The sequence below is a fragment of the Paraburkholderia sp. MPAMCS5 genome (genome assembly GCF_036016995.1).
Classification (GTDB): domain Bacteria; phylum Pseudomonadota; class Gammaproteobacteria; order Burkholderiales; family Burkholderiaceae; genus Paraburkholderia.
This window is the reverse complement of the sequence record NZ_JAYXBK010000005.1, coordinates 93,024-106,253: the sequence shown is the minus strand read 5'-3', so window position 1 is coordinate 106,253 and position 13,230 is coordinate 93,024. Positions and strand designations below refer to the sequence as shown.

Sequence of the window (13,230 nt, the reverse complement as noted above, 5' to 3'; positions counted from 1 at the left end):
ACTACACTCGGAGACGTCTGCAATGAGTTTGATGACCCAACGTCCTGGCGCCCTTGCGGCGACCATCGGGATCCTCGTAGGATGCACTGGATCCATCGCACATGCACAAAGCAGCGTGACGCTTTACGGAATTATCGATACCGCGGTTCTTTACACTAGCAAGACACTGAACTCGGCCACTGGAAATAACGCTGGTCATCAATACGCGGCGATCACCGGTGGTGCGATACCCTCTTTCTTTGGCCTGCGAGGTACCGAAGACTTAGGCGGTGGAATGAGCGCGATCTTCGACTTGGAAAGTGGCTACAACGCCGTCAATGGTGGGTTTGCCAATTCCAACGGAAACTTCTTTGGGCGCCGGGCATGGGTCGGGGTGTCTGCAGGCATCGGTACGGTCAGGGTCGGCGTGCAGGAGTCGCCGTTTGTGCGTTCGCTCATCATCATCGATCCACGCGGCGCGTCTTATTTTGGCAGCCTCGCGCCAATCACCATCGCCAATGTTCTCGCAACGGGCGTTTTCAACCCCAACGCCATTTCATATACGTCCCCGACAATTGCTGGTCTGCGGGGTAGCGCGATGTTTGCTCTCGGGGGGGCGGCCGGCGACTTTCAGGCCGGCCGGCAGTATTCGGCTAGCCTCGAGTACAAAACGGGGCCGCTCTTGGTCAATGCGTCGATGTACGACGGCAATGGCGGTGGGACGGCGGCGACGCCTGTGCAGAGTAATGTTCCGTTCTTCGGGCGTGAAATCGGTGCAAGCTACCGACTGAACAATCTGACGCTCAAAGTCCTATATTTCGGCATGAAGGTCGCAGGCAAGTTCGACAGCCGGATCTTCGGGGGCGGCTTCAATTATCTGATGGCGCCCGAGACTAACATCAACGCGGGCGTGTATTACACAACGGATGGAAATGATTCCAACAACCATTCCATCATGGTGGCTACGGGGCTCACGTACTTCCTTTCGAAATCCACCTCGCTATACGGTCAGTTCGCGTTCGTCGACAATCACGGGCGGATGAATACCGGGATGTCGATAAACGGTGCGCTCCGCGGCGTTTCCGGCGCGACGTTCGGCGCCGACGTCGGGATACGTCACACGTTCTGAGCAGGGTCCGCTGCCACGCGGTTCATCGGACCGCGTGGCGTCACGATCGTAAAGCTGCGTCCGAAGGCCTGTCGCAGCCCATGTGCCGAACAGACGGCCCAATCTTCATGCCAGCCTGAACAAAGCCACCGACGATCGCAGCTCCCCCGCCTGCTCTTCGAGCGCGCGCGCCGCCGCGGCGGCCTCCTCGACCAACGCTGCGTTTTGCTGTGTCACTTGATCCATCTGGCTGACGGCGGCGTGAACCTGTTCGATGCCTGTCGACTGCTGCCCAGAGGCCGTCGCGATTTCCGCTACTGTCGTTGAGACGTCATCGACTGCCTGCTTGATGCGTTCGACCGTTGCACCCACGTCGCGCGCTTGTCGAGAACTGTCCTCGATCAATCCTACCGATGCTTCGATCAGTTCCTTGATCTCCTTCGCCGCCGCCGCCGATCGTTGCGCGAGCAACCGCACTTCCGCTGCCACCACCGCGAAACCCCGGCCCTGCTCGCCCGCGCGGGCCGCTTCGACCGCCGCGTTCAGCGCGAGGATGTTCGTTTGAAATGCTATGCCCTCGATCAATCCCGTGATTTCCGAAATTTTCGTTGCGCTCTCGTTGACTGAATCGATTGTGCGAAGCATGGTCTGAACGGCTGCGTGACCGCTGACGGCGATATCGCTGGCGTTCGTGGCGAGCAAGCTCGCCTGATGAGCGTGGTCCGTGTTCTGCTTCACGGTTTCGGTCAACTGTGTCATGCTCGCCGCCGTCTGTTCGAGCGAAGCCGCCTGCTCTTCGGTGCGGCCGGCGAGAGCCGTGTTCTCGGACGCGATCTGTTCCGCGGCGGCGCTGATCGCCTCAACGCTATCGCGCACGTAACCAATTACGCGCACGAGGCTTGCGTTCATCGCTTGCAACGCACGCATCAGCTGTCCCATTTCGTCATTCGTTTTTGCTTCGATGTGCGAGGTCAGGTCCCCGTTTGCGACACGATGCGCCGAATCGACCGCCGCTCGCGCCGGAACTGCAACGGAGCGCGTAATCGACCAGGCGCCGACCGCGGCGAGTGCGATCGCCGCTACAGCCAGTGTCGCGATCGTTATGGCTGCAGTGCGCGCGGCCGTCGCGGCCTCTTCACCAGTTCGAGTCATCAGCGAGCCCTGAAAACTGACCATTTTGTCGAGCGCGTCGAAATAGGCGCCCTGATCCGTGGCCAGCTGACCGAACATCGCGTCGCGGGCCTCGTCTTTTCGTCCCTGTTCTATGAGCTCAATCAACTTTGCGCGGGTAGCGACATAGCGAGCCTGCTGTGCTTTGATATCGCCAAGGAGCCGTCGCCCCTCATCATAGCGAATGAGTGCGGTCAGTTTCTCCATGGCGAGCGGATTGTCGCGACGGACTTGCGCGATTGCATCGAGATATCGCTTCGTTTCATCGGCGCCGCCGGCAAGCACGGCATCGCGCAAATTCCGGGCAGACAAATAGGCATTTTCTTTGATCCGGTGGGCGAGTTCAGACTTCTCGTACACCTCGTGGACAAGGTCTTGCGCGCGCCGATTGGCGGCTCCGAACTCGATCACAGCAAGCGCTGAAATTGCAAGCAGCAATACGATCACAAAGCCAAAAGCTGCGCCAAGCCGGCCGCCAATCTTCAGATTCCCCATTTCCCGTTTCAGTCTTAGATCAGTTGTTATTTCGAGTATTTTTTTCGTGCGGCTCGCGTCACGCGCGCCGGTCGATCATGCCAGTGTTACAGCCAAACATTGCGTCCATCTCGACCATCATCGTCAAATCGGCCGGTCGCCCCGCGCGGCACGGTCGGCTGATGCGATCGCGTCACGCGCTGCCCGGCCATCGAGCACATGAGTTCCGCGTTTCGCTGAGCCGGTGCCTCTATTTCCCAGCGTGATGCGGTCAATGTTTTACAGTGATCTCCATGGCCGTGGATTTGAACGCATCAACCCGGCCTGCCCTAACATCCAATATCGATTGCTTGAGCGCACCGATACGCTGGCGAATTTCCGTGCGCGCGGAGTCCGCCTTCACCTCCTCGTACTCCCGCACGAGACGCTCCACCTGAGCAACGAGATAGGTCATGGCGCCCCGTCTAGACGTGAAATGGTGCTCCATTCCGTTTCGTGAAATACTGGTTCCGGCGTTTCTTACTTGCGCTCACGAATCCTGCTGAAATCTGGCTTTCTTTTTTCGCTAAAGGCAGCGAACGCTTCTCTGGCTTCATCGCTTTGAAGCCGCTTTGCGAACACGTCAAGTTCGACGTCGATCTGCGACACGAGCTGCTCGCTATCGCGCATGAGCCGCTTCATAGCGATCATCGCGCCAGAAGGTTTCGACGCGATCCGTTCCGCCGCCCGTCTCGCCTCGCTTTGCACGTCCGCATTTGGTACAACCTTGTTCGCAAGACCCCATGCCAACGCGGTCGCGGCTGGCAGCGGTGCGCCAAATGCAAACATTTCGAAGGCGCGTGCATAGCCGATGCGCAATGGTAGGAGTATGGACGAGGCGGCCTCCGGGACCAACGCGAGATCGATGAAGGGCGTAATCAACTGCGCGTTCTCGGCCAAAATCACGTGATCGCAATGTAAGAGCATGGTCGCCCCTACTCCAATCGCCTTGCCTTGTACGGCTGCTACGAGCGGAATGGAGGTGCTCGCCAGAGCGCGCAGAAACCGATCGACATGGCGCTCTTTCAGTTCATGGCCTGAAGCTCGAGCCGCAAATTCTCCGATGTCGTTCCCCGCCGAGAACAAATCGCCCTCGCTTTGGATAACGATCACACGGGTCTCCGAATCGGACGACGCGCTGTCGATGGCATCCGCCAATGCGCCGTACATCGCATTAGTCAATGCATTTTTCTTGTCCGGTCTAGCAATCGTGAGGATCAATACGCCCGCGCGATGTTCGATTTTGATTTCAGACGTCATTGCTGCTTTCTCCTATCACCTCGCTTCCTACCACGTTTCCTTAAACGGACGAAGCTCGACATTGAACGACCACGCACTTTTTGGCTGGTGGGCGACGTGCCACAACTCGCCCGCGATATCGGCAGGCTGGATGAAGAAGTCGTCAGGTGCGTCCGGACGCGCGGCCCGTGTCCATTCGACATCGATCACCGCGTCGATCACGAGATAGGAGACGTGAATCCCCTTGGGCCCTAGTTCGCGCGCGATCGCCTCCGCGAGTATTCGCTGCGCGGCTTTGGTCGGAGCGAAGCCTGCAAAATTGCTCTTTCCTCTGAGCGACGAAGTGTTGCCCGTGGCTATGATTGCGCCCGCGCCAGCCTCCACCATGGCCGGCGCGACGCGTCGCGCCAGGTTCAGAAACGCCATGACGTTGACATGGAAATTGCGTTCCAAAATAGCCGGATCGATCTGCAGGAAATTCCCGAACGCTCCCCCGACTGCGTTATGGATCACAACATCGGGCGTACCGAAATCATCGAAGATGCGATCCAGCGCTTCGTCGAAGCTAGCGGTGTCCGTTACGTCAGCCGGATACGCCTTCGCGCCGGACATCTCGGCCTCGATTTTCTTCAGGCGTTGTTCGTTCCGAGCAACCATGGCCACGTCGTAGCCGCCGTCGGCGAACCGCCGAACAATCGCTGCCCCCGTGCCGGGGCCTACACCGGTTATCAACAAGCGCTTGTTATTCACCTGGTATCCTCGCCAATTCATTCAACTTGTCTTTGACGAAAGAAAGTCGATCGTTTCCGAAGAACATGTCCTGATCGACAAAGAATGTCGGTACGCCGAACACACCATTTTCAATCGCACGCTCGTTATTTGCGTTCAATTGAGCGACGACTTCAGGCGAGTCCGCAACCTCCCACAGAGCCGCGGGTAGGTGATGGTTCGCCGCAAACTTCAAACGAGCCTCACTCGTGGACAGGTCTTCCGCTCCCGTCCAGACGACGTTGAACAACGCCTCGTTGACCCTATCGAAGACTCCCATTTGCTGAGCAGCAAGACCGGCCCGCGATAGCAGCGCGTTCGGGAGATGTCCCTCCTTCATGGCGTTCAGCAGCGCCTTGTTCGGAGCCAGAGGAAGATCGTATCTCTGCGCCCAACGGCCCGCGTCGATTCGTGAGTACCTAAGTTTCGGCGGACACAGCGGCGACGGCTGGTTATTGACTTCTTTCATCACCGCGACGATGTCAACCAGCTCGTAGTCGATGGTCGCGCCGAGCGTTTTGACTTGCGAATTGGCCAAGTATGAATAGATGCTACGGTAGTCGAGTACAAACTGAACGTGCATGGATGTTGCTCTCCGATTGCTATTTGCGACGGTTGGGGTCAGTCCTCATCGATTTCGACGATCAGCTTTCCGAAATTCCTACCGTCCAGCATGCCAATAAATGCTTCCGGCGCGTTGGCAAAACCTTTAACTATGTCCTCTCGAAAGCGAACGCGGCCATCGGAGATCCAAGCACTGACCTCATCGACAAATGCCGGTCGCTGGTCCCAGAACTCTCTAACGATGAACCCGCGCATAGTTAAGCTGCGCGACAGGACCTCTCGCATGGTTGCGGGGAGCCGATCTGGGCCCTCCGGCTGCCCGGAGTTGTTGTACTGAGCGATGAGACCACATACCGGCACCCTAGCGAACTGGTTCAGGAGCGGCATCACCGCTTGCCAGACCCCGCCGCCGACGAGCTCGAAGTAGACGTCGATGCCGTTCGGACAAGCAGCGGCGAGCTCATCGGCGAAATCAGGGGATCGATGATCGACGACAGCATCGAATCCCAACTCGCCCTTAACAAAAGCACACTTTTGTGCGCCGCCGGCAATACCGACCGCCCTCGCCCCCTTGATCTTCGCAATTTGACCCACCATTGAGCCGACTGGGCCGCTCGCAGCGGCAACCACGACGGTCTGGTTCGGTTGCGGCTTGCCGATCGTCAATAAGCCTGTGTATGCAGTCATGCCCGGCATGCCGAGCACCCCGAGCGCCGTCGTAACCGGGCTGAACCGGCTATCGAGCTTGGTCAGTTCCGTGCCGTCGCAAACTGCATGTGTGCGCCATCCCAGCCGCGCCAACACCCGTTCCCCGATCCCATAGTCGGGATGACGGGAGCGAACGACCTCCGCAACGACCTCCCCTTCCATCACACCGCCCACCGGTGTCGGAGCCGCGTAGGACTTCCGATCGTCCATGCGTCCACGCATGTAAGGATCCAGCGATAAGTATCGGGTTGCCAGCAGAACTTCACCATCGCCAGGCTCAGGTACCGCGACTTCCTCTAAGCGGAAGTCGGTGGACTTGGGTGTGCCTGTTGGCCTGGCGGCCAGGACGATCTGACGTCCGGTCGTGTGCATCGTTTGTCTCCGTCGGGGTATTAAGGACCGGTGCAATAGCTGAGCGCGTCAGGCTCGACCTCGAGAGCATGCTTCGCCGCGCGCACATCGAGCCAAGCGCTCGCCGGTACCGCATTCTTCATCGCTATCAGTTCGGCTGCGATCGATACGGCGATCTCCATCGGCGTACGGCTGCCAATGTAGATGCCAGCCGGGCCCCGCAGCTTCGAGATCTCGGTATCGGTCAAATCGAATTCGCGCAACCGCATACGTCGTACGTCGTTGTTTCGCCGCGAACCCAGCGCCGCAACGTAGAAGGCGGGTGTCTTCAACGCTTCCATCAGCGCGAGATCATCGAGCTTGGGATCATGCGTGAGCGCGATCACGGCCATGCGTGCGTCGGGGTGCATGCCCATGACGACATCGTCGGGCATGTCGCGGGTGAGAACGGTTCCTGGAACAGCCCACTCTTCGCTATGTTCCTCTCGCGGGTCGCACACGGTCACTGCGAAATCGAGTGCGACGGCAATTCGGGCAAGACTTGCGGATAGCTGTCCAGCACCGATTAAAAGTAAGCGGAAGCGCGGCCCAAAGATGCTTGCCAACGTATTTCCGTCGAAAGAAATATCGTCCGCGGGACGCGCAGCGGATAGACGCACGGCGCCAGTTGAGAGCTGGAGTTCGCGCGCGACCAGTTCGCCTCGTGCGATGCGCTCGAGGAGCACATCAACTTGAGAAGCGGGGCTCAACGGCTCGATGACAAGCTCGAGCGTTCCGCCGCATGGCAGGCCAAAGCGGCGCGCGTCCTCGGCACTCACGCCGTAAATCAAGCTGCGAGCGCCGCGCGGCATTCCCTCGCGACGCAGCCGGTCGATCAGGTCATCTTCGATGCAACCGCCCGAGACGGAACCGACGGCCCGGCCGTCCCCACGCAACGCCAACAATGCGCCCGGCGGTCGTGGCGACGAACCCCAAGTCCGCACGACGGTGGCAAGCATGACTTCATGCCCCTGCGCCATCCACTCGCAGGCCTTGTGCAGCACCTCCTGATCGAGCGTGTCCATACGTCACGCTGTTCTAAGTTGCCCGCCCACCGGCAGCTTGCGGATACGCTTGCCCGTTGCAGCGAAGACCGCGTTGGTCAATGCCGGCATCACGCACGAGGTTCCCGGCTCGCCCACCCCGCCCGGCGCCTCGGTGCTGGAAATCAAATGCACGCGGATGAGCGGCGTCTCGTTGATGCGCAGAACACGGTAATCGCCGAAATTGCTCTGCTCCACCCGGCCGTCCTTCAACGTAATTTCGCCGAAGAGCACGCCCGAGAGCCCGAAAATAATTCCGCTCTCCATTTGAGCGCGTATGCCGTCGGGGTTGACGGCCTGACCGCAATCGATGGCGCAGTCGATTCGAATAGGTTTGACTGTCCCGTCCTTGCTCACTTCGACCTCGGCGACCTGGGCGACAAAACTACCGAAGCCAGTACAAAGCGCGATGCCGCGCGCGCGCCCCGATGCAAGCGGCTTGCCCCAGCCGGCCTCATCGGCCGCCCTCTGCAAAACCGCTCGTGCGCGTGGGCTTTTATCAAGAAGGGATAGTCGATACTCGAGCGGATCCTTCTTGGCGGTTTCCGCCAATTCGTCGATAAAGCTTTCGACCACGAAAGTGCTGCGGGTCGCGCCTACCCCACGCCAGAATGCGGTGGGAATTCCTGGCGGTTCCTGTCGCACCCACTCCACCAGCATGTTGGGAAACGAATACGCTGGGTCAGCAGCGCAATCCACTGCATCGATGTCGACACCATTCTTGATCGCAGCGGGCAGGAAGCGCGCCACGATCGATGAGCCTGCAATGCGATGCGACCAGCCGATCGGCCGGCCCGTTGCATCGAGACCCGCGCTGATTCGGTCGTAGTAGTAAGGCCGATACATATCGTGCTGGACATCTTCCTCGCGGGTCCAAATCACCTGTACAGGCCCTTTGACCTGTTTGCCGATTTGCACCGCACGCACGATGCCGTCGACCTCCAGCCGTCGTCCAAAGCCGCCGCCGAGTAGGTGATTGTGGATGCGCACCTGCTCGGGCTTGAAGCCGAGCACTTGGGCGACGACAGGCTGCGCGATACCCATGACCTGCGTACCGACCCAGATGTCACAAGAGTCCGCGGTCACTTCGACGGTGCAGTTCATCGGCTCCATAGCCGCGTGGGCCAGGAACGGCTGTTCATAGACAGCCCCGAGCCTCATCGATGCGTTGGTGATAGCTTTCTGCGCATCGCCCTCTTGGCGCGCAACGGCACCCGGGCTCGCAGATGCAGCCGCCAACTGCATGACTACCTCGGCGGTGGACAGCTTCGCGTTCGGCCCCGCATCCCACTGCGGATCAGCCGCGGCCAGCCCTTGCTTCGCCGCCCAGGTATGCTGGGCAACGATCGCCACTGCGTCGTCCATACGCACCACTTGACTGACGCCCGGCACGCGCTTAGCTCTTTCCTCGTCAAACGAAACGAGCTTCCCGCCGAACGTCGGCGAAATCGCCACGACAGCGAAGCGTTGCCCCGGCTGCCGAGTATCGATGCCGAACTTAGCGCTGCCATTGACCTTGCCGGCGATGTCTAGGCGTCGGTGAGGCTTCCCGATGAGTTTGAAATCGGCCGGCTTCTTGAGCTCGACCTTGTTCGGGACCGGGAGTTTAGCCGCTGCGTCGGCTAGCTCGCCATAGCGTAATGTTCGTCCACTCGTTGCATGCGTAACGACACCACGCTCGGCGCGGCACGTCTCGGGTGCAACCTTCCAGCGTTGCGCCGCCGCGCTCACAAGCATCGAGCGCGCAGCGGCCCCGGCTTGCCGCATTTGGTTAAAGCTTCCGCGAATCGATGTCGACCCGCCCGTCATTTGAACGCCGAATATCGGGTTCGCGTAGAGCTTGTTGTCCGCCGGAGCATGCTCGATCACGACTTGGCCGAGGTCCACCTCAAGCTCCTCGGCGATGAGCATCGGAATCGAAGTGTACGTCCCCTGCCCCATTTCGATGTACGGCATCACAAGCGCGACGTTGCCGCTTCGGTCGATACGCAAGAACGCATTGGGCGCAAAAGACGCACCACTGACGTTGTCATCCCTAATGGCTGCCCCAACCGGCAAGCCGAAGCTCAAGAGCAAGCCGCCGCCGACGGCTGCTGCCGCACTGAACTTGAGAAACTCCCGGCGTGAGGTAACGATTCCGTCAGCAGTGCGTGCTTTCGATGCCTTCGCAAACGTCATCTCAAACCTCCGCGCCGTTGGCGTGCGCCGAGTGTTCGGCCACCTTCTCGCCCGCCGCCTGCTTAATCGCTGCGCGGATTCGAGGATAGGTTCCACATCGACAGATATTGCCGGACATAGCCGCATCGATATCCGCATCGGTCGGGTGAGGATTGCTCGCCAGTAACGCGCTCGCGGACATGATTTGCCCTGATTGGCAATAACCACATTGCGGGACATCGAGCGTTGTCCAGGCCATTTGGACCTTGCGGCCCGTTTCCGTCTGACCGACCGCTTCGATCGTCGTAATCCTCTTGCCCGCCGCTGCGCTCACCGGCGTGACGCACGAGCGTTCGGGCGTACCGTCGATGTGGATCGTGCATGCGCCGCAAAGGGCGGCCCCACAGCCGAACTTGGTGCCCGTCATCCCCAGGACATCACGCAACACCCACAGCAACGGCATATCGTCGGGTACATCCGCGGTGTGCGTCTGTCCGTTCACGTTTAAGGTTTTCATCGTTACCATTCCGCCCAAGCAACCAGAAAATGTAGGCCAACACGCGGTGATGTGCGCAGGCACGCTCGCAGTCCGCGACCAATCAACCAAGACGAGCTTTCACTTAAGCTGCAATCACTTTATAAGACGACCAGTCGTATATTAATCATGCCTTGACCGCTATGCAATCGGGAGATTGCTGAGGCAGAGAGGGGCCGCTCTCCGCAGCTGGACTTGACGACATCCCTTCGAGGTGAGAGCAAACCATCGGCGCTTTCGTCAGGACAGCACACCGCTCGACATCAGGAGAACGCACGCGAAAGCCGCAATTAACGCAGCACCCATCCCACCTGCAACGTACCCGTAGTAGAAGTCCATCACCCTAGCTCCTCCGACGATATGAACTCTTCGTTTGTGGCCGCCTGAATCCACTGTCTCGCTCTTCGTTGACCGTCTTTCGACACGTCGTAACTCCGGTAGCGTCAAGCTTGTCGGCGGTTTTTGATGATACATTCTGCGCTGGACGGGGATGGCGAAAATGACGTAAACCGGACGAATTCCGGACATTTGCACCGCCTGGCCCCCCAGCCAAGTCGACTTCGAGGGCTCGACCGCACCGCCGCATGCCTTTACCGTCCTTGCTCCTAGACGAGCTCTTCGTCGCGCATTTCGCGCCGTACCGCCTGCGGCGTCACGCCAAAGCCCCGTATGAAAGCTCCGCGCATGTGGCGACGGTCGGTGAAGCCGGTCTCTCTAGCGATGACGTCCAGAGGATGCCGCGTTTGCTCGATCATCGAGCGTGCCGCCTCGAGTCGAAGCCCTTCGATGGCTTTCGCTGGCGACCTGCCCGTTTCCTGCGTGAATACCCGGCTAAATTGGCGTGGGCTTAAGTGGACCGTTTCCGCCAGCTCCTCGATGGTCAGCGGCCGGCTCAAATTTTTGCGTGCATAGTTCAGGGCCTTTTGGATGCGGTCTGATTTATCCGCGAGGTCAAGCATTTCGGAGTGCTGCGATTGCCCTCCGGAGCGTCGCTGGTGCATGACGAGCTTACGCGCGACAGACCGGGCCACCGCGGCGCCCAAGTCCATCTGGACCATTGCCAGCGCCATGTCCAAGCCAGCAGTCATACCGGCCGATGTCCAGATAGCACCGTCTACCACATAGATACGGTCCTCTTCCACCAGAATGTCCGGAAAACGCCTCTGCATCTCGCGCGCGAACGCCCAGTGCGTTGTAGCTCGACGCCGCGCAAGCAATCCGGCTTCTGCGAGTAAGAACGCACCAGTGCATACTCCCGCGATGCGTTGTGCGTGCCCGACCTCCTCGCGCAGAAATTCGGGCTCACGGAATGACACTCGTGACGCGAGCGGATCGTTGACGCCCACCACGATCCAAGTGTGAACTTCACCGCACCCTTGCACCGAGCTCGTGCCAACGGTCATACCGAGCGACGTGCGTACCGTGCCGCCTTCGATCGAAAAATTGTCGACATCATAGAAGCAATCGCTTACGACCACATTCGCATACTCGAAGACGCACTGCGAAGCAAGCGTCATGAGCTGGAAGTCATTGCTCAACAGAAACCCGATGCGGCGCATCGCTCGCCCTCCAAACAGCCACTTGTCGAGTCTTAACCATGCACGGCTCGTGCGGTGGAACCCTCGGCTTCCACCGATCGCCGTGAGCCGAGGACGCAGCCGCCGCGTCAGGGTAAGTCCCATTGAAGTATACAAGACGACCAGTCATATTATCAAAATGATCCAACACTCATGCCAACGTTCCCCATAGGGAACTTCACGGATGCGGCCAGCTCCGTCAGGCTGGCATGACAGAACGCTCCTTCAACATAACCACTAGATAACCAGAACTTTTTCATGTCGAATCCGAAAACATCGCTCCCGCTCGCGGGCGTTCGTGTGCTCGATCTTTCCCGTGTCATGGCCGGCCCATGGTGCAGCATGGTGCTTGGCGATCTTGGCGCCGAGATCATCAAGGTCGAGCATCCGCAGCGCGGTGACGACACCCGCGATTGGGGCCTACCCGTCGGCTCAACGGAGACGGCCTACTTCAATAGCGTCAATCGCAACAAGCGTTCGGTGACGATCGATCTGCAAACTCCTGAAGGTCAGCAGCTCGCCCGCGAGCTGGCCCGCACGAGCGACGTCGTCATACAGAACTTCAAGTTCGGCGGTGCAGAGAAACTCGGCCTTGGCTATGAGCAGCTGACACAGGAGCACGAAGATCTGATCTACTGCTCGATATCCGGCTACGATCGCGCGGGGCCGGAAGCGGCGCGTCCCGGATACGACATAGTGGTACAGGGCGAGGCGGGGCTAATGGCAATGAACGGGGAGTCCACGCAACCGCCGTTGAAGTTCGGCGTGGCCGCCGTCGACATCATGACGGGGATGTACTCAGCCCAAGCGATTCTTGCGGCGCTGTTCGAACGTACGAGCACCGGCAACGGACGCCACATCGAGATGGCGCTCTACGATTGCGGCTTGACGATTACCTCCTATTACGGGCTCGAAGCGCTGATCATGGGTGAAGACCCGCCGCGATGCGGCAATGCGCATCCGTCCGTCGTTCCGTACGGCGTGTTTAATGCGGAGGATGGACCGCTTGTCGTGGCAGTCGGTAATAACGCACAGTTTGCGCGCTTGTGCCGCGAGGTGATCGAGCGCCCGGATCTGGCGGATGACGAGCGTTTCAAGACGAACATCAACCGTGCGACTCATCGCGCCGCGCTACTGCCGGAGCTCACTGGCGAACTTGCCCGGCGCAAGCGGCGCGACCTTCTGCAACGCATGACGCAGGCCGGCATTCCGTGCGGGGAAGTGTTGGGCCTTCATGAAGCGTTGAGTTCTACGCGGGCCATCGATGCTGGGATCGTCACTACGCAAACGCACCCCGAAGCAGGCGACATGCATGTGCTGGCGCCGCCATTTCGCTTCGATGGCGCGCGCCTGCCGGTTCGGCACATACCGCCGCAACTCGGCGAAGGCACTCAGCATGTGCTGCAGGGGCTGCTCGGGTTATCCGACGCGCGACTGTCGCAGTTGAAGGCTGCCGGTGTCGTTTGATGCCGCATTGAA

General features: G+C 59.7%; 13 protein-coding genes. 2 read left to right on the top strand and 11 right to left on the bottom strand.

The window, feature by feature from the left end; genetic code table 11:
• Positions 1-31 precede the first annotated feature (31 nt).
• Positions 32-1,108: a porin gene (locus VOM14_RS13300; protein WP_327629514.1), complete on the top strand. Its 1,077-nt coding sequence runs from the start codon at positions 32-34 to the stop codon at positions 1,106-1,108.
• 105 nt (positions 1,109-1,213) lie between these two features.
• Here the strand turns inward: VOM14_RS13300 and VOM14_RS13295 are convergent, their stop codons facing one another.
• The 11 genes from VOM14_RS13295 to VOM14_RS13245 all read right to left on the bottom strand — a co-directional run bounded on the left by VOM14_RS13295 (position 1,214) and on the right by VOM14_RS13245 (position 12,011).
• A complete protein-coding gene (locus VOM14_RS13295) occupies positions 1,214-2,752 on the bottom strand; it encodes a methyl-accepting chemotaxis protein (RefSeq protein ID WP_327629186.1) in 1,539 nt (512 codons plus the stop codon).
• 250 nt (positions 2,753-3,002) lie between these two features.
• Positions 3,003-3,185, bottom strand: coding sequence for a hypothetical protein (locus VOM14_RS13290; protein ID WP_327629185.1), 183 nt, complete (start codon positions 3,183-3,185; stop codon positions 3,003-3,005).
• Positions 3,186-3,250: 65 nt separating this feature from the next.
• On the bottom strand, positions 3,251-4,030 hold the full coding sequence (locus VOM14_RS13285) for an enoyl-CoA hydratase (protein ID WP_327629184.1): 780 nt from the start codon (positions 4,028-4,030) through the stop codon (positions 3,251-3,253).
• 27 nt (positions 4,031-4,057) lie between these two features.
• On the bottom strand, positions 4,058-4,759 hold the full coding sequence (locus tag VOM14_RS13280; protein ID WP_327629183.1) for an SDR family NAD(P)-dependent oxidoreductase: 702 nt from the start codon (positions 4,757-4,759) through the stop codon (positions 4,058-4,060).
• Positions 4,752-5,360 carry a 2-hydroxychromene-2-carboxylate isomerase gene (locus VOM14_RS13275; RefSeq protein WP_327629182.1) on the bottom strand — a complete coding sequence of 203 codons (609 nt, stop codon included), beginning with the start codon at positions 5,358-5,360 and terminating at the stop codon, positions 4,752-4,754. The genes VOM14_RS13280 and VOM14_RS13275 overlap by 8 nt, the downstream gene beginning before the upstream one ends.
• A 38-nt stretch (positions 5,361-5,398) precedes the next feature.
• On the bottom strand, positions 5,399-6,421 hold the full coding sequence (locus VOM14_RS13270) for an NADP-dependent oxidoreductase (RefSeq protein ID WP_327629181.1): 1,023 nt from the start codon (positions 6,419-6,421) through the stop codon (positions 5,399-5,401).
• Positions 6,422-6,441: 20 nt separating this feature from the next.
• Positions 6,442-7,464 carry an XdhC family protein gene (locus VOM14_RS13265; protein WP_327629180.1) on the bottom strand — a complete coding sequence of 341 codons (1,023 nt, stop codon included), beginning with the start codon at positions 7,462-7,464 and terminating at the stop codon, positions 6,442-6,444.
• 3 nt (positions 7,465-7,467) lie between these two features.
• A complete protein-coding gene (locus tag VOM14_RS13260) occupies positions 7,468-9,660 on the bottom strand; it encodes a xanthine dehydrogenase family protein molybdopterin-binding subunit (RefSeq protein WP_327629179.1) in 2,193 nt (730 codons plus the stop codon).
• A gap of 1 nt (position 9,661) precedes the next feature.
• Positions 9,662-10,156 carry a (2Fe-2S)-binding protein gene (locus VOM14_RS13255; protein ID WP_327629178.1) on the bottom strand — a complete coding sequence of 165 codons (495 nt, stop codon included), beginning with the start codon at positions 10,154-10,156 and terminating at the stop codon, positions 9,662-9,664.
• 623 nt (positions 10,157-10,779) lie between these two features.
• Positions 10,780-11,733 carry a GlxA family transcriptional regulator gene (locus tag VOM14_RS13250; protein ID WP_327629177.1) on the bottom strand — a complete coding sequence of 318 codons (954 nt, stop codon included), beginning with the start codon at positions 11,731-11,733 and terminating at the stop codon, positions 10,780-10,782.
• A gap of 152 nt (positions 11,734-11,885) precedes the next feature.
• Entirely contained in the window at positions 11,886-12,011 is a 126-nt protein-coding gene (locus tag VOM14_RS13245; RefSeq protein WP_327629176.1) for a hypothetical protein, read from the bottom strand.
• On the opposite strand from VOM14_RS13245, the gene VOM14_RS13240 reads away from it, so the two are divergent.
• Positions 12,010-13,218, top strand: coding sequence for a CaiB/BaiF CoA transferase family protein (locus VOM14_RS13240; protein ID WP_327629175.1), 1,209 nt, complete (start codon positions 12,010-12,012; stop codon positions 13,216-13,218). The genes VOM14_RS13245 and VOM14_RS13240 overlap by 2 nt on opposite strands.
• Positions 13,219-13,230: the final 12 nt, after the last annotated feature.